This is a genomic window from Streptomyces sp. NPDC097617, from assembly GCF_044761485.1.
GTDB lineage: Bacteria > Actinomycetota > Actinomycetes > Streptomycetales > Streptomycetaceae > Streptomyces.
The window spans coordinates 163,925-180,999 of record NZ_JBIWCL010000018.1; the positions used below are offsets into that span (position 1 = coordinate 163,925).

Annotated in this window: 10 protein-coding genes; 6 read left to right on the forward strand and 4 right to left on the reverse strand. The window is 73.9% G+C overall.

From position 1 onward, the window contains the following. Positions 1-485: 485 nt before the first annotated feature. Positions 486-2,714, forward strand: coding sequence for an asparagine synthase-related protein (locus tag ACIQZO_RS26535; RefSeq protein ID WP_403630569.1), 2,229 nt, complete (start codon positions 486-488; stop codon positions 2,712-2,714). 46 nt (positions 2,715-2,760) lie between these two features. Here ACIQZO_RS26535 and ACIQZO_RS26540 read toward each other — a convergent pair whose 3' ends face one another. Further along, entirely contained in the window at positions 2,761-4,056 is a 1,296-nt protein-coding gene (locus ACIQZO_RS26540; protein ID WP_403630572.1) for an MFS transporter, read from the reverse strand. A gap of 145 nt (positions 4,057-4,201) precedes the next feature. Here ACIQZO_RS26540 and ACIQZO_RS26545 point away from each other — a divergent pair, with 145 nt between their 5' ends. Both ACIQZO_RS26545 and ACIQZO_RS26550 read left to right on the forward strand, forming a co-directional pair. Beyond that, positions 4,202-4,708, forward strand: a complete 507-nt coding sequence (locus ACIQZO_RS26545; RefSeq protein WP_403630575.1) for a MarR family winged helix-turn-helix transcriptional regulator — start codon at positions 4,202-4,204, stop codon at positions 4,706-4,708. 47 nt (positions 4,709-4,755) lie between these two features. Continuing rightward, entirely contained in the window at positions 4,756-8,040 is a 3,285-nt protein-coding gene (locus ACIQZO_RS26550; RefSeq protein ID WP_403630578.1) for an ATP-binding protein, read from the forward strand. Here ACIQZO_RS26550 and ACIQZO_RS26555 read toward each other — a convergent pair. Continuing rightward, positions 8,027-10,015, reverse strand: a complete 1,989-nt coding sequence (locus tag ACIQZO_RS26555; protein WP_403630581.1) for a sigma-70 family RNA polymerase sigma factor — start codon at positions 10,013-10,015, stop codon at positions 8,027-8,029. The genes ACIQZO_RS26550 and ACIQZO_RS26555 overlap by 14 nt on opposite strands. A 156-nt stretch (positions 10,016-10,171) precedes the next feature. Then, entirely contained in the window at positions 10,172-10,945 is a 774-nt protein-coding gene (locus ACIQZO_RS26560) for a TetR/AcrR family transcriptional regulator (RefSeq protein WP_403630584.1), read from the reverse strand. A 338-nt stretch (positions 10,946-11,283) separates the two neighbouring features. Between ACIQZO_RS26560 and ACIQZO_RS26565 the strand changes: the two genes are divergently transcribed. Both ACIQZO_RS26565 and ACIQZO_RS26570 read left to right on the forward strand, forming a co-directional pair. Continuing rightward, positions 11,284-12,702 carry an NAD(P)/FAD-dependent oxidoreductase gene (locus ACIQZO_RS26565; RefSeq protein ID WP_403630587.1) on the forward strand — a complete coding sequence of 473 codons (1,419 nt, stop codon included), beginning with the start codon at positions 11,284-11,286 and terminating at the stop codon, positions 12,700-12,702. A 135-nt stretch (positions 12,703-12,837) separates the two neighbouring features. After that, complete coding sequence (locus ACIQZO_RS26570) at positions 12,838-14,649, forward strand: SpoIIE family protein phosphatase (protein ID WP_403630618.1); 1,812 nt, start codon at positions 12,838-12,840, stop codon at positions 14,647-14,649. Positions 14,650-14,733: 84 nt separating this feature from the next. Here the strand turns inward: ACIQZO_RS26570 and ACIQZO_RS26575 are convergent, their stop codons facing one another. Then, positions 14,734-16,053, reverse strand: a complete 1,320-nt coding sequence (locus ACIQZO_RS26575; RefSeq protein ID WP_403630590.1) for an MFS transporter — start codon at positions 16,051-16,053, stop codon at positions 14,734-14,736. Positions 16,054-16,177: 124 nt separating this feature from the next. On the opposite strand from ACIQZO_RS26575, the gene ACIQZO_RS26580 reads away from it, so the two are divergent. Continuing rightward, entirely contained in the window at positions 16,178-16,714 is a 537-nt protein-coding gene (locus ACIQZO_RS26580; RefSeq protein ID WP_189972381.1) for a MarR family winged helix-turn-helix transcriptional regulator, read from the forward strand. The last annotated feature ends 361 nt before the right edge of the window (positions 16,715-17,075 follow it).

Genomic DNA, 17,075 nt, shown 5'->3' on the forward strand with positions numbered 1-17,075 from the left:
CCCCGGGCCCGGAGCCGGGGCGCACGTGTCATCGCGTGCTCCGTCCGTGTGGCCGTGCGCCCGCCCGTGCGCTCTGGCCGGTCCCGGGACCCGGCGATTCGATGTGCGGTGCGTGGGTCGGCCCGCTGCCTGGACCGGGCGGGTCGGGGGATGCCGCTGCCTCAATCCCCGCGGGTGGCGGAACGGTCCGGGGGGTGCGTTCCGCCTCCCGGACCGCGCCCCCGCGGCGAGCGCCGGCCGCCCGCGACGGCTCTGCCGGCAGCCGAAGAATGGCTGAAAGCGATCTATGGGGCGGTGGGAACGGAACGCCAAATACCTCGTGGCCGGGGCGTGTTCGTTTGCGTGTGCGCCCCCTTTAACCACTCTCGCACGCCTGTCCCGTGGCAGCATGGACCCCGAGCCACCCGGGGTCCCGCGGCCGCGCGCTCCGCGCCGTCCGTGCTGCCTGTGCCCCGGTCATGTGCCCACGGGCTGGGGAGGCGGCGGTGCGCTGGTTGGTGGGTTGGAGCAGTATCGCCGCGAGCTTCGGCACGGCCGGAAGGGTCTCCGGCCAAGGCCTCGGCCAAAGCTCCGGGCAGGGCTCCGGCCAGGGCTCCGGCCAGGGCTCCGGCCAGGGCGGATACGGCAACGGCGGCGCGCCCCTGCGGGGCGGCATCGCGGACGCTGCCCATCCGGACGACCCGGGCGCGGACGCGGAACGCACCGTCCACCCCGTCGGCGCACAGCTGCTCTGGGGCGACCCCGACCCCCTGTGGGCCGTCGGCGACTGGCGCCCCGACGAGATCCGCACGCTCACCGCCGACCCCGCCGACCCCTTCACCCGGCTCGCCGTCCTCGGCTGCTGCGGCGCCACCGACGCCGAACTGCGCCGCGCCCTCTACGCCGCCCGCGGCGGCGCGCTGCGCCACCTCACCCAGTGGTCCGGCAGCTACACCGCCGTCGTCCAGGCCGGCCGCCGCATCACCGTCCTCGGCGACCTCGCGGGCGCCCGGCCCGTCTTCTACACGCCCTGGGCGAGCGGCACGGCGTACGCCACCGCCGCCCTCCCGCTCGCCGACCTCATCGAGGCGCAGCTCGACATCGGCCACCTCGCCGCCCTGCTGGCCTGCCCCGACAGCCCCGAGGCACTGGGCGACGGCACACCGTACGCCGGGGTGCGGCGCATCCCGCCCGGGCACGCGCTCATCCTGCGCGAGGGCTCCCGCGAGATCACCGGCTACGAGCAGGTCGCCTCGCTCGCCGTGGCCGCCCCCGAGGCCGATGCCGAGCGCGCGGTGGAGGGCGTACGCGAAGCTTTGGTGGACGCGGTGCGCGCCCGGCTCACGGCTCCGCGGCATGCTCCCGACATACTGCCGCCGTACGATCCCGGCCCCGTGCCCGGAATGGGTCCCGCCGACCGCCGGGCCGCCCGCGGCGCCCCGGCCCCGGGGGTGGGCGCCGACCTCTCCGGCGGCAGTGCCTCCGCGACGCTTGCGCTGCTGGCCGCCGGTCTGCCGGGGGCCCCGGGCGCCCTGCTGAGTCCCGCCGGGGCGCGGCTTCTGGCCGTCACCTTCAACGACCTGGCCACCCCGCAGGGGCGCGAGGCCGAACTGGAGCGGGCCCGGGCCATCGCGGCCGACCCGCGCCTGCACCACGTCGTGGTGGCCGCCGCGGAGGAGGCCCTCCCGTACGCCGAACTGGACGGCCCGCTCACCGACGAACCGGGCCCCTCGCTGATCTTCGCCGCCCGCGAGCGCCGCCGCCTGGCCGCCGGCTCGGCCGACCACTTCACCGGTCACGGGGCCCGTCAGGTCCTGGACGCACACCCGGCCCGGATGGCCGATCTGCTGATGGACCGCCGCCGGCGGCACCTGCTGCGCCCGGTGGCGGCGCTGGCCCGTTCGGCCTCGGCCTCCGGGGAGTCCCTGCTGGTCCCGCTCACCGTGTACTCGGCGGCCCGAAGACTTGCCCGTACGACGTACCGCGCGGGCATGGAGGCAGCCGCGGCCCGGCTCCGCGAGGGCGGGGTCCCCGAGCGCACCACCGGTCCGGTGGACGCTTCGCTCGCCGCCCTGACCTGGTCCCGCCCGGGACCGGCGGCGGGCTGGCTCACGGGGGAGGCACTGGCGGAAGTATCGATCCGTCTGACGGTCGCGGCCGGCCGGCCCCCGCTGTCGCTTCGGCCCGGGGAGGCCCGGGCCCGTTCGCTGCTCGCCCGCCACGCCGCCGACCACCGGGTCTTCGAGCAGGCCGTGGAGGTCCGCAGCCAGCGCCTGCACGCCCCCTTCCTGGACAACCAGGTCGTACGGGCCGCCCGCGCCCTGCCCGAGTCGCTGCGGGTCCAGCCCGGGGCCCGGGCCGCGATCCTGCGCAGCGTCCTGTCCTCGGCGGGGGTGCGCGAGTTCCCGCCGGGCTGGGGCGCCACGGACCGCACGCCGAACGAGACGGCGACCCGGCTGGGGCTGCGCGCCGCTCTGGGCGACCTGCTGGACCTGTTCGCCTCCCCGCTGCTCGCGGACGCCGGGCTGATCGAGACCAGGGTCGTGCGCCAGGCCCTGCTCGACGCCGCCGACGGACACCCGGTTCCGCTGGACGGGCTGGCGGAACTCGTCTCCATGGAACTGTGGTTGCGCCGCCTGCTGGCCCGGCGCGGCACCTGCTGGACGGGTACCTCGACGGCCCGGCGCCGGGCGGTGCCGGAGGGAGTCCCCGTGCACCGGCCGGCGCTGTCCTGACGATTGCCGTGGGCCGGGTGGGCCGGGTGGGCCCGAAGGTCCCGGCTCAGGCGGCGAGCACCAGGGCGGTCGCGATCGCCGGGCCGAAGGCCCCGCCCAGCTGGTAGCACAGGGCGAACAGGCCGATGGCCGTGGGGCGCTGGGGGTCGGGGGCGCTCGACGCGGCGTGCATCGACAGCACGGCGTTGGACCCGGTCGCCGCGAACACCCCGCCCATGGTGGCGACCAGCAGCAGCGGGCCCCAGCTCGCGAACACCGCGGTTGCCGCGGCCAGTGCGCCGACCCCGACCAGCACCGAGCGGACAGCCGCCCGGCTCATGCGCGCCGAGGCCGCGGCGAGCAGCCAGGACAGCGCGGACCCGGTGAGCAGGGCCACGAGCTGACCGGTGCCCGCAGTGGCCACGTCCCAGCCCGCCCGGTCGGCGAGCAGCCGGGGTACGGAGAACAGCAGGGTGAAGTACGAGCCCGAGAGCCCGAGCGCGAGGAGTGCGGAGCCGAGGAAGAGCGGCTTGCGGATCAGCGCGGCCGGGACGAACCCGTCCGGGCGCCGCCGTATGTGGAGGGTGAGCAGCGCGGCGGTGAGGATCGCGACGCCGAGGGCGACGGCCGGTGCGTGGGGCAGCAGGACGAGGCCGGTGGCGAGCGCCGCCAGCAGTGCCGCGCCGCGGGCGTCGAACCGGCCCTGCGGGGTGGCCGGCGGGGCCGTCGCGTACCGGCTCACCGCCGGGACCGCGAGGATCGCGATCACGGAGACGGAGAGCGAGAGCCGCCAGGAGACGGCCTGCGAGAGCTGTGCGCCGAGCAGTGGGCCGGAGGCGCCGAGGATGCCGAAGCCCGCGCTGATCACGCCCATCCGGCGGGCCGAGCCGGCCAGGCTCATCGCGACCGCCGCCAGACCGGCGCCACCGGCGGCCTGGGTGGCCCGCCCGGCGAGGGTGAGCGGCAGCCAGGGGGAGGCGGCGACGAGGAGGGTGCCGACGACCAGGAGGGTGCCGGCTGACCGGAGCGCCGCCTTGAGGCCCCGGCGGCGCAGCAGCCCGGCCATCAGGGGGGTGCCGACGGCCATGGCCCAGGCGTATGCGGCGACGAGCCAGCCGGCGGTGGAGGCGCTCACCCCGAGGGAGCGGGCCATGTCCGGAAGGATCAGCACGGGGGCGTTGGCTCCGGCGGCCAGGGGGGTGGCCAGCAGAGCGAGCCAGAGGACGGGGACGGGGCCGACCCGGGTGCGCGTCCCGGTCGGGCCCTCGGCGGCGGTCCGGGCGGTGGCCTGGCCGGCAGTAGTGGCAGTAGTGGCAGTAGTGGCGGCAGTGGCGGCGGTGGCGGTGGCGGCGGTGGTGGTCATGGGTTGGCGCCCGCTCCGATCTATCTCAATGCTCAGAATCTCAACGTTGAGATAAAAACATCCAGTCTTCTCAACGTCAAGTGTCTCAACGTTGAGATATTCTGCTCGTGGGGTGCGAGGGACGCGAGCGATGGAGGAACACGTCATGAGCGACGCAGTGGATGCGATCGTCGGCCAGTGGACGGCGGAGCGCCCCGACCTGGCGGCCGGCCTGTGGCCCGTGGAGGTGATGGCCCGCATCCAGCGGATGACCCGCGTCATCGACAGGCACCAGAAGGCCTTCGCGGCCGAGCACGACCTGGAGTTGGGTGAGCTCGACATCCTCTTCACCCTCTGCCGCTCCGGCCCCCCGTACGCGCTGACCGCCGGCGCCCTCATCCCGGCCGCCATGGTGACCTCCGGCGCGATCACCAACCGCATCGACCGGATGGAGGCCAAGGGCCTGGTCGAGCGGGTACGGGACGGCCAGGACCGCCGCACGGTCCGCATCCGGCTGACCGAACGGAGCCTCAGGCTCACCGAGTTGATGATCGCCGAGCACCTGCGCCGCTACGAGGAGATGCTCGCCCCGCTGGACCCGGCCACCTGCGCCACCGTCGCCCAGGCGCTGCGCACCCTCCTGGAGGCCCACGGGGACACCTCGATCAGCTGAGGTCCGACCCGCCCCCGTCACCCGAAGGGGCCAGGCAGAATTGCCCGGTGCGGTATTTGATCCTGGGCGTCACCGAGGCGCTCGACGAGACCGGCGCCCCCCTACCCATGGGCGGCGCCCGCCTGCGCGCGCTGCTCGCCGCCCTCGCCCTGCGGGCCGGCGGCCCGGCCTCCGTCTCCCAACTCGTCGACGACGTCTGGGGCGACGAGCCGCCGCAGGACGCCCCCGCCGCTCTCCAGGCCCTCGTCGCCCGCCTCCGCCGCGCCCTCGGCGGCCGCGACGCCGTCCACTCCGCCCCCACCGGCGGCTACCTCCTGGCCGCCGCCCGTGAGGACATCGACCTGTACCGGTTCAACCGGCTGGCGGTCCAGGGCGGCCAGGAACTGGCCACCGACCCGGAGGCCGCCGCCCGCACCCTGCGCACCGCCCTCGCGCTCTGGCGCGGCCCCGCCCTGACCGACCTGCCCGAGCCGGCCCGCGCCGCCCATGCGGCCGTCGCCGAGGCCCGCCGCTCCGGCGCCGTCCGCCAGCGCATCGAGGCGGACCTGCGCAGCGGCGCCACCGCCCCGGCGACACTCCTGCCCGAGATCGAGACCCTGATCCAGGAGTCTCCGTACGACGAAACACTGCGCGTGCAGCAGCTCCGGGCCCTGCGCGCCGCCGGCCGCCCGGCCGACGCCCTCGCCGCGTACGAGCGCACACGGCGCGTCCTCGCCGACGGCCTCGGCACCGATCCCGGCCCCGAACTCGCCGCCCTGCACGCGGAACTCCTCCAGCCGCAGGCACCGCCGCCGCAGCCCGAGCCGGCGGTGCGGCCGGTGCGGTCGGTGCAGCCGCAGCCGGCGGCGCCTTCGGAGCAGCCGCGGCCTTCCGGAGCCCCCCGCGGGAACCTCCGCCCCCGCCTGACCTCTTTCGTCGGCCGCGAGCCCGAACTCGCGGCCCTCCACGCCGACCTGTCCCGGCTGCGCCTCGTCACCCTCACCGGCCCCGGCGGTTCGGGCAAGACCCGCCTCGCCGAACACGCCGCCGCCGCCCACCCCGAAGCCGGCTGGATCGTCGAACTCGCCCGCCTGGACCACCCCGGCGCCGTTCCCGGCGCCGTCCTCAGCGCCCTCGGCCTGCGCGAGAGCTCCCTCGTCGCCCGCGAGAGCCCGGCCCCGGCCGCCGACCCCACCACCCGCCTCGTCGAACACTGCGCCCACCGCAGCCTGCTCCTCGTCCTCGACAACTGCGAGCACGTCATCGGCGCCGCCGCCGAGCTCGCCGAACGCCTCCTCACGCACTGCCCCGGCGTACGGATCCTCGCCACTAGCCGCGAACCCCTCGGCGTACCCGGCGAAAGGGTCCGTCCCGTCGAGCCCCTGCCGCCCGACCCGGCCCACCGGCTCTTCGCCGACCGCGGTGCGGCCGCCCGCCCCGGCTTCAGCCCCGCCGACGACCCGACCGCCGTCGCCGAGATCTGCGCCCGCCTCGACGGGCTGCCGCTGGCGATCGAGCTGGCGGCCGCCCGGCTGCGGCTGCTCACCCCGCGGCAGATCGCCGACCGCCTCGACGACCGCTTCCGGCTCCTGACCAGCGGCAGCCGTACGGTCCTGCCCCGCCAGCAGACCCTGCGCGCCGTCGTCGACTGGTCCTGGGACCTGCTCGACGAGTCCGAACGCACCGTCTTGCGCCGGCTGTCCGTCTTCGCCGGCGGCTGCGACCTGGCCGCCGCCGAGGCCGTCTGCGCCGAACCTTCGGACCCCACCCGCTACGACGCCGCCGACGTCCTCGGCTCCCTCGTCGACAAATCCCTCGTCCTGGCCGAACCGGACGAGGACCACGGCATGCGCTACCGCATGCTCGAAACCATCCACGAGTACGCCGCCGAGCGCGCCGCCGCCCACCCGGCCGACGCCCGGGCCACCGCCCGCCGGCACGCCGCCCACTACCTCGCCTTCGCCGAGGAGGCCGAACCCCTGATCCGCTCCGCCGCCCAGCTCCCCTGGATCCGGCGCGTCGAGACCGAACTCGACAACCTCCGCGCCGCCCTCCACACCACCTCCGTCCAGGACGTCGACATCGAGGCCGCCCAGCGCCTCGTCTTCGCCCTGGGCTGGTTCTGGTGGCTGCGCAACTACCGGGCCGAGGGCGCCGAGTGGAGCACCCGGGTCCTCGCCCTCACTCCCGAGGTTCCCCCCGAGGGCGCCGCCGCCTACTGGCGCTACCTGCGCCTGCAGGTCCTCGACATGTTCCTGCTCGCGGAGAGCAACTCCGTCGACAAGTTCCGCACCCCCGAGTACCGCGACCTCGCCGCCCACATCAAGGAGACCTTCCGCCACGGCTCCCCCGAGACCACCCGCTTCCCCGGGATGCTCTGGCCCGCGACCTCCTTCCTCACCGGCACCGCCCTCGAGTTCCATGACGACCTCGACCGGTCCGTCGACAACTGCCGTGCCCACGCGGGTGAATGGGAACTCGGCGTCGTCCTCATGCTCCGCGCCCACGTCACCATCGACGTCACCGGCGGCCTGACCGCCGTCGACGCCGACCTCGCCGAACTGCACGAGATCGCCCTTCGCGTCGGAGACCGGTGGACCCGCGCCCAGGTGGCGAGCGCCGCCGGGGAGGTCGCCCTCTCACGCGGCCGGTACGCCGACGCTCGCGTCGAGTACGAGGAGTGCCTGCGCCTCGCCCGCGAGGTCGGGGCCATCGTGGAGACCCCCTTCGCCATCGCCCGGATCGCCGAGACCGCCTACTGCGCGGGGGACCTCGACGAGGCCGAGCGGCTGCTGGCGGAGGCCGCCAAGGAGTCCGACCGGTTCGGCGGGGTGTACGACGTCGCCACCTTCACCGGGCTCCTCTCGGCACTCCTCGCCCTCCAGCGCGGCGACGCGGCCGGGGCCCGCAGGACGTGCGACCGGGCCCGCGCCGAGGCCGAACGGATCACAGTGCCCGCACAGCTCACCGCCGGGCTGGACACCGTCGACGCCGTCCTGGCCGGCCGCGAACAGGGCCCGTCGGTCGGCCTGGCCCGGATCGGTCCCGCTCTCGCCGCCGCCATCGCCGCCCGGTGCGCCGAGCGCATCCTGTCGGGCATGGCCGAGGCGGCGGCTCTGCTGCTGGCCGACGCCGACCGGCCCGCCGAGTCCGTGCGGGCCCTCGCCGCGGCCACCGCCTGGCGCGCGGGCCATCCGCGCTCGGTTCCGGAGCGGGACGCGGTGGACGGCCTGCCGGAGCGGACCCGCGCACTGCTCGGCCCCGACCACCACCGGCGGGAGGAAGCGGCCGGCGCGGTGCTCACCCCGGCCGCGCTGGCCGCGACGCTGACGGCGGAGTTCAGCGGCAGCTGACGACGGCGTCGGCCCAGCTCGCCAGTGTCGGCAGACTGCCCGGCCCGGCCCGCTCGACCACCAGCCGCAGCGTCTTGCGCCCGGCGAGGGAGACCTGCACCGCGGCCGGCGGGTCCTCGTGGCCGAGCGCGGTGGACTGCCACAGCCGCTGCCCGTCGGCGTACACGGAGAACCGCACCGCGCCGTCGGTGAAGAGGGACAGGCCGTCCACCCCGGTCCGGGCCGAGAAGCTCGTGCACTGCCGGTTGAGGGTGATCTCCACCGAGGAGCGCGAGTTCACGGTGATGCCGTGCGCGAACCGCCGGCCACCCACCTCCAGCCCCCGGCGCTGCCACACCCAGCCGCTGCGCCAGGTCTGGATCTCCGGTCCGCTGTGGTCCCCGTAGGGCGCGTGCGCGATCCCGGCCAGCGGGAAGCCCTGCGGCGGCTTCGGGGGCGGCGACGGTGACGGCGGCGTCGGCCTGGGCGAGGGCCGCTCCGGCGACGGAGTGGGCGAGGCCTTCTCCCGGCCGGGGGAGGGCGACGGCGACGCGGAGGGCGCGGGAGCGGCGGAGACCGGAGCCGAAGGCGTCGGATCCGGCCGCGGCGCTACGGAGCCCCGCCGGGCCGGCGCCTCCGGCGCGGGCGGTTCCGGCTCGGCCGACGACGGGGCGGGCGCCTGCGGCACCGCCGGTGCTACGGCCGTGGGCGCGGGCTGCGCCCGGGCCTGCGGCTCCGCATCGTCCCCGGTCAGCGCGAACACCACCCCGGCGGCCGCGGCCACCGCGATCCCGGCGGCGATGGCGGCCTTGGCCGGCAGCCCGAGCCCCTCGGCGGCCGCGGCACCCCCGGCCCCGCCACCCGCGCCCCCGGCCCCGCCGCCGGCACCCGCCCCGGCGGCGCCACTGGCTGCCCCGGCCGTACCGGCGCCCGCGGTCGACCCGCCCGCGGCAGCCGCCGCGGCCCCGGCCCCGCCCGCGGCGACGGCCCCACCGGCCAGCACCCCGGCGGCCTTGGCCGCGTACCCGGCGGCGAACCACCCGATGACCGCGACCGGAAGCAGCGCCGGAATACCGGCGTTGACATCCTTGAGCTCTCCGGCGGCCAGCCGGCACTTCACGCACTCCTCCAGGTGCTTGCGCAGCCCCCGCTCCGCCCGCATCCGCAGCCCGCCCCGCGCATAGGCGCCCAGCCGGTCCGCGTACCGCGCGCAGTCGCCGCCCTCACTCAGCGCCGAACTCACATGGGCCTGCAGATAAGCCTGCTTGAGACCCTCGCGGGCCCGACTGGCCAGCACAGCGGTCGCGTTGGCGCTCAGTCCGAACAGCGGAGCGATCGTGCTCGGCAACGCCTCCTCGACGGTGGTGTGCCACAGCACGGCCTGCCACCGCTCGGGCAGGCTGCGGAAGGCCTGCATGGCCAGCGACTGCTCCGCCTCGTGCATCGCCCGCACGTCCGCGCCCAGTTCGAGCCTGTCGTCCCCGGACAGCCCGGACAGGCTCGCCCCGCTGTCCGCGCCGGTGGAGGCCTGCTCGGCGAAGAGGGCGAAGTCCTCGACGAGATGCTCCCGCTTGGCGGTCTTCGCCCAGGCCGCGGCAACCCTGCGCACGGTGGTCAGCAGGTAGGCCCGCACCGACTGGTCCGGACCGGCCCCGCCGCGTACCGCCTGCAGGGTCCGCGCGAACACCTCGGCGGTCAGGTCCTCGGCGGTGTGCCCGTCCCGGCAGCAGCTCCGCGCGTAGCGGCGCACGGAATCGGCATGGCGACGGAACAACTCCTCGTACGCACCGTCGTCACCGCCCCGCATCCGGGCGATCAAGTCCCCGTCGGACGGCGGCAGCTCGCTCCCGATGCCCCCGGGTCCGGAAGAGCCCGAGGAGCGTGCGTGCCGCCCGCCCGGACCGCGCTGCGCCGGCACCTGTCGGGCGGGCAGACTGCCCGCCTCCACATCACTGCCGCCGCCACCGAGTGGCTCTTCCCGACCGTCAACGCTCATCGCGGAGACTCCCGCACGACACACTCCACCGGTCCACCGGTCAAGCGTGTCACACGGGGGACGGACGCCGAACCCCTCGGCGCTCCATCCACTCGTCCGGGCACAGTCCGGCGAATCGCCCTACCGCGCGCTCACCGACCCGCCGACCCGCCTAGGTCACACGGTCCGGGACCGCAGCCCTTCGAGCAGGATGTCGAGCAGCCGGGTCGAAGCCGCCGCCTGCTGCGCCGGATCGGGCAGCGCGGGCGCCGCCGTCGCTATCACCAGCAGCACATCGGCCACCGTGACGTCGGTGCGGAGCTCACCGGCCTCCCGGGCGCGGTTCACCAGCCGGCCGACCACCTCGAGCAGCGCACCCGCACCCGCGTCGTCCGACGGCTCGTCCGCGATCGCACAGCGCGTGGCCCCGACCCGCAGGTCGAGAGAGCCGGCGCCCGGCGCGGCCTGCCGCTGGTGCGGAACGCGCGCGGCCTCCGCCTCCTCGGCCCCGTCCTCGACGGCCGAGCCGACCCGCAGCACCTGCGGCGGCAGCAGCCGCCCGGCGCCCGAGGCCACGGAGGTGCGCAGGAAGCGCGACAGCGCCTGCCACGGCTCCTGCTCCTGGCCCAGTGCGGTCTTGGCCTGCTCGGTCAGCCGGGTGGTCTCTTCCTCGGCTATGCGCCGCACCAGGACGTCCTTGCTCGGGAAGCGTCGGTACACGGTGCCGACCCCGACGCGGGCGCGGCGCGCCACGTCCTCCATCGGAGCCCCGTAGCCCAGCTCGCCGAAGACCTCTCGGGCCGCCCGCAGGACGTGCTCCAGGTTGCGCTGGGCGTCGACGCGCAGCGGCGTGGACCGGCCTACGCCGTGCGTGGTGCCGCCGGCGATGCCGCGTCCGCTGCTCTCGACCGAGAGCGTAGTCGCAGACCCATGGAAATCGGAAATGTTCATATGTATCCCCCGGTAATCATTTGTCTCCCCCCGGAGACATTCCCCGCCTTCACGCCGAGGGGGCCACGGTCTCGGGCCCGGTCCTACTCCTCGACGAGCTACGAACATAGTTGAGCCAGAGTCAATTCAGAAGAGGCAGCCCCGGACGGAGCACCGCCCGATCGGAGCATTCACCACCACTTTTCCGGTCCAAGCCTCCGGAATCTCCCCTTCCGCACGGCCTGACCTGCACACTTCCGCCACGATCAGAGGTCCTCTTCCACCCCACCCCAGCACCACCTCCGGTCACACAATCTGTCGGGCCTGTGGACAAATTCCCGGCCACGTTGCGTCATGGGATGGTGAAGGCTGCTAACTCCCGGGGCACGGCCCCCGGTACCCCGCCCCGTACGCGCATCCTGATCGTCGGCGGCGGCTACGTCGGCATGTACACGGCGCTCCGCCTCCAGCGAAAGCTGAGAGCCGGCGAAGCCGAGGTCACGGTGGTCAGCGCCGAGCCCTACATGACGTACCAGCCCTTCCTCCCAGAAGCGGCCGCCGGTGCGATCTCGCCCCGCCACGTCGTGGTGCCACTGCGCCGCGTGCTCGGCAAGTGCCGCATCGTCATCGGTGAGGCCCAGCGCATCGACCACGCCAAGCGGACCGTGACCGTCCGCACCCTCGCCACCGCCGACGAGGGCACCGGCCCCATCGAGATGGAATACGACGAACTCGTCCTCGCCCCGGGCTCCATCTCCCGCACCCTCCCCGTCCCGGGACTCGCCGACTACGGCATCGGATTCAAGACGGTCGAGGAAGCCATCGGCCTGCGCAACCACGTCATCGAACAGATGGACATCGCCTCCTCCACCCGCGATCCCGCCCTCCGCGACGCCGCCCTCACCTTCGTCTTCGTCGGCGGCGGCTTCGCGGGCGTCGAAGCCCTCGGCGAGCTGGAGGACATGGCCCGCTACGCGTCGCGGTACTACCACAACATCAAGCCCGAGGACATGAAGTGGGTCCTCGTCGAAGCCAGCAACCGGATCCTCCCCGAGGTCGGCCCCGACATGGGCGTCTACACGGTGCGAGAACTGCGCCGCCGCAACATCGACGTCCGTCTGGAGACCCGGCTCGACTCCTGCGAGAACCGCGTCGCCGTCCTCAGCGACGGCTCCCGCTTCCCCACTCGCACCGTCGTGTGGACCGCCGGCGTCAAACCGCACCCCATCCTGGCCGCCTCCGACCTCCCCAAGAACGAGCGCGGCCGCCTGGCCTGCACCTCCTTCCTCACCGTCGAAGGGGTCGAGCACGCCTGGGCCGCAGGCGACGCCGCAGCTGTCCCCGACATCACCGCGGCCGAGAAGGGCAGCGAATGCGCCCCCAACGCGCAGCACGCCGTCCGCCAGGCCAAGGTCCTCGCCGACAACCTCCTCGCCTCCCTGCGCGACGAGGTGCTGACCGAGTACGCCCACAAGTACGCGGGCTCGGTCGCCTCGCTCGGCCTGCACCGGGGCGTCGCCCACATCTACGGCCGCAAGCTCAAGGCCTACCCGGCGTGGTTCATGCACCGCGCCTACCACCTCAGCCGCATCCCCAGCTTCAACCGCAAAATGCGCGTGCTTGCCGAATGGACCCTCGCGGGCCTCTTCAAGCGTGAGATCGTCTCCCTGGGTTCCCTCGAACACCCCAGGGCAGAATTCGAACTGGCCGCAGGCGGCGGCCACAAGCCACCTCCCCCGCCCCCCGCCCCCAACCCCCCGCAGAACGGCCAGGGCTGACGTTGTCAGTGCGGTCGGCCACACTGGACGTGTGACCATAGGTGGGCTCACCCCTGCACAGAGTGACATCGTCCAGTCAGCGACCGCCCACGAGCGACACAGCGACCACTCGCGACACCACGAGGCTTGAACGCAGTGAACTTCACGCGCTGGAGCGCCCGGTTTCCCGGAACGCAGCGCCGCGCCGCCGCCCGGTCCGAACACGCCGCCGCCCAGGCCAAGCGAGGTGAAGGCGCGGTCCCGGCAGCCCGCGGCGGCCGCGCCGACCCCGGATCCGAGCGATCCACACCCGCCGCCGACGGCCTCCCCGCCGACCCCACGGTCTGCGGTACGGGAAGCGGCAGCGGCACCAACAGCGGCAGCGGTAGCGGTACCGACACGGCCATGTCCCCGTCCCGGGGCACGGGCGTCCTCACCGCCGTGCCCTCCCCCGACGAGCTCTCCGTACGCGAGGTCCTCGGCCGGCTCCCGGCCCTGGTCGCCCTCGTCCACGGCCCCGAGCACCGAGTCGCCTACGTCAACGACGCCTACACCGCGGGCTTCGGCGCCCGCACCCCCGGCGCGCCCGCCCACGAGGCCCTCCCCGAACTCGGCGAGCTCGGGCTCCTGCCGCTCCTCGACCAGGTCCAGCGCAGCGGCAAGTCCCGTACCGCGAAGAACCGCACCGCGCCGGGCGGCGGCAGCTCGTACACCGTCACCTGCGCCCCCGTCGGGTTCCCGCGGTCCGACACCGACGGCGAGCCCGACCCCCAGCACACCGGCGTCCTGATCCACCTCGCCGACGTCACCGACCACGCCGAAGCCGTCGAGCGCCTCCGCGCCAGCGAGCGGCGCCAGCGCGAGGCCGCCGTCACCCTCCAGCGCTCCCTGCTCCCCCAGGAACTGGAGCAGCCCGACGACCTGCGCGTCGCCGCCACCTACCAGCCCGGCGGCACCGAGGCTGCGGTCGGCGGGGACTGGTACGACGTCATCACCCTCGGCGCCGGCCGCACCGCCCTCGTCATCGGCGACGTCATGGGCCGGGGGGTGCGCGCCGCCGCCGTCATGGGCCAGCTGCGCACCGCCGTCCGTGCCTACGCCCGCCTCGACCTGCCCCCGCACGAGGTGCTCCAGCTCCTCGACGGCCTCGCCGCCGAGATCGACGCCAGCCAGATCGCCACCTGCGTGTACGCCGTCCACGACCCCAACGAGGGCCTGCTCGCGTACGCCTCCGCGGGCCACCTCCCGATCCTGGTCCGCGACGAGGACGGCACCGTACGCAGAGCCGCCGACCCCACCGGCCCACCGCTCGGCACCGGCGGCTGGCTGCACACTTCGGGCACCATCGCGCTCGGCCCCGGCTCCACCGCCGTCCTCTACACCGACGGCCTGGTCGAACGCCGCGGCGAGGACATCGACGAAGGCGTCGCCGCCCTGGAACGCGCCCTGTCCGGCGCCCAGGGCACCCCGGCCGTCATCTGCGACCGCCTGATGCGCGCCCTCGGCGTGGACGCCGACCACGACGACGACGTCGCCGTGATGGTCCTCCAGCAGCCCGCCCGCACCGGATCGGACGCCGAGCTCTTCCACAACGCCGCCCTGGAACTCCTCGGCGGCATCGAAGCGGCCCCGCGCGCCCGCGCCTTCGCCCAGGGCGTCCTCGCCTCCTGGCGGTTCCCCATCGAGCTCTGCGACCTCGGCGTCCTGGCCGCCAGCGAGCTCGTCGCGAACTCTCTCCAGCACGGCACCCCGCCCATGTGCCTGCGGCTGCGCCGCACCGACCGCCGGCTGATCATCGAGGTCACGGACGGGGACGACCACCTCCCGCGCCGCCGCCGCGCCGAACCGGCCGACGAGACCGGCCGCGGCATCTCGATCATCGCCACCATCGCCTCCTCCTGGGGCTCCCGCCGCACCCCGGGCGGCGGCAAGGCCGTCTGGTGCGAGTTCGCCCTGCCGGACAAGTAGCCGAACAGCAGGAAGGCCCCGATCCACCCGGACCGGGGCCTTCCTGCTTCCCGTACGCATATACGTACGTACGGTCATACGTTCCTACGCGTGCACCCGCTCGCCGGCGACATCCTTGGCGACGGCGTCCCCGGCCACCCCGGCGACCACGGCCGGACCGCCCTGCGCCACGACCCTGCTCGCCATCCACGGGTTGTCCTGCATCGGGCTCAGCCGCCTGCCGAGCCGCAGCGCCAGAGCCGCGATTCCGAGCGAGACGAGCACGAAGACCCCGATGTAGAGCATCGGAATGCCCGCACCGAGCGGCACGCCGAGCGGCCCCAGGGCCAGCGCCATCTGCTTGACCAGCGCGAAGGCCGAGTTGTACTGCCCCACGGAGCCCTCGGGCGCCAGGTCGGCGACGAGCGGAGCCAGGGTCGGCGACAGCATCGCCTCGCCGATACCGAAGAGCGCGTACGTCGTGATGAACGCGGCGGCGGCCATCATGGCGCTGCCGTGCCCCAGCCCGGAGAACCCGGCGATGACCCATGCCACGGTCCAGATCAGGCCCACGAGCGCGATCACGCGGGACCGGCGGCGCTTCTCGACGAGCCGGAGCACGACGAACTGCGCGACGACGATCGCACCGGTGTTGGCGGCGAGCGCGAAGCCGAGGGTGGAGGGGGAGATCCCGGCGGCCTCGGTACCGAAGGCGGCGAGACCCGACTCGAACTGTCCGTAGCAGGCGAAGAACACCACGAAGCCCAGCACGCACAGCTGCACCATGGCCTTGTGCCGGAGCAGCCGCTTCCAGCCGCTGCCGCCCGTCTGGGACGGGTCCTTCGGCACGGCGTCCTTGATGCTCGGCACGTGCGGCAGCCGCACGCTGAGGATGACCCCCGCCAGCACCAGGAACATCACGGCCTCGATGCCGAACAGCAGGGTGAAGCTGCCCGGCCGGTTCTCGTCGACGATCTGGCCGCCGATCAGGCCTCCGATGCCCAGCCCCAGGTTCTGCATGAAGAACTGCAGGGCGAAGGCACGGGTCCGGGTGGACGGCGTGGAGCACCACACGATCATCGTGGCCAGAGCCGGCTGCATCACGGCCTGCCCGGCGCCGAGCGCCAAGGCGGACAGGAGGATCGGCGCGACGCCGGTGGAGAGCCCGAGGGAGAGCGCACCGACCGAGGCCGTGACCGCCGCCCCGATGACGACGGGCACCGGACCACGTCGGTCGATGACCCGACCGGTGAAGGGCAGCGCGACGAGGGCGCCCAGGGCGAAGGCCACGAACGCGCACGTGGCGGCCATAGAACCGAGATCTCGCACCTGCGCCACATAGATGTAGAGGAACGGAACCGTGAAGCCGATGCCGAACGCGGTCAGCGCGTTCCCGGCCTGGATCCGCCGCATCGCAGCGCCCATCACCCTGGTCACTTTCACCTGCCTTTGAGAAGTGAAGCCTGAAGACTTCATACCTAAACTTCAAGCCTTAACACTACACACCGAAGGAGTTAGATGCCAACGGGTTCATGCGATACTTCGACCCATGGGTGACACCCCCGACGGCACTGCGCCCGTCCACGAGCCGAGCCTCGACGAACAGATCGCCGTCTATCAGCGCGAGTTCCAGGACTTGGACCCCCAGGTCGAGAAGGTCGTCTCGGCGCTGAGCCGGCTGAACCGCCGGATGAACGTCGCGTACGGCCGCCAGACCGCGGCCCTGGGCATCAGCAACGCGGAGTGGGAGGTCCTCAAGGCCCTCGTCATCTCCGGTGCCCCCTACCGGATGGGCCCGAGCGAACTGGCGAAACAGCTGGGCCTGACGCCGGCGGCGATGACCCACCGGATCGACCGGATGACGGCCGAGGGCCTGGTCACCCGCGAACGGGACGAGTCCAACCGGGTGCGCGTGATCGTGGAGCTCACGGACGAGGGCCGCAGCAAGTGGCTGGACGCGATGCGCGCGGCCACGGTCTTCGAGGAGGACCTCCTCCAGGACCTCTCCACCGCGGAGCGCGGGGTGCTGGGCGACATGCTCGCCCGGCTGCTGGAGCGCGTCGAAGACCTCCAGTCACCCAGCTGACCACCGGGGTTGACACAACCCCGGTGGATCCGTAAGGTTCTTCGAGTTGTCCCAGAGCCGGAAGGTTTCGGCGACAACGAATCCTGCCGCCTCGTTGCGGCACCCAACTCAGCACGATCTCCCACTGGGAACGAATTCGGCGTGCCCGAATTCATTTCCGAAGGCCGATTATGAATCGCCGGGGAAATCCACTAGAGTTCGGGAGTCGGAAGGGCCCAACAGCCCGGAAGGCAAACCCCGCTGACTGGGGGTCAGGCCCGAAAGGATCTGATAGAGTCGGAGACGCAAGAACAGAACGAAAGCCCGGAGGAAAGCCCGAGAGGGTGAGTACAAAGGAAGCGTCCGTTCCTTGAGAACTCAA

Coding starts and splice junctions, on each gene's coding strand:
- ACIQZO_RS26540 (WP_403630572.1), bottom strand. CDS start 4,056: ATGACCACCACCGCCGCCACCGCCACCGCCGCCACTGCCGCCACTACT.
- ACIQZO_RS26545 (WP_403630575.1), top strand. CDS start 4,202: ATGAGCGACGCAGTGGATGCGATCGTCGGCCAGTGGACGGCGGAGCGC.
- ACIQZO_RS26555 (WP_403630581.1), bottom strand. CDS start 10,015: ATGAGCGTTGACGGTCGGGAAGAGCCACTCGGTGGCGGCGGCAGTGAT.
- ACIQZO_RS26560 (WP_403630584.1), bottom strand. CDS start 10,945: ATGAACATTTCCGATTTCCATGGGTCTGCGACTACGCTCTCGGTCGAG.
- ACIQZO_RS26565 (WP_403630587.1), top strand. CDS start 11,284: ATGGTGAAGGCTGCTAACTCCCGGGGCACGGCCCCCGGTACCCCGCCC.
- ACIQZO_RS26575 (WP_403630590.1), bottom strand. CDS start 16,053: ATGGGCGCTGCGATGCGGCGGATCCAGGCCGGGAACGCGCTGACCGCG.
- ACIQZO_RS26580 (WP_189972381.1), top strand. CDS start 16,178: ATGGGTGACACCCCCGACGGCACTGCGCCCGTCCACGAGCCGAGCCTC.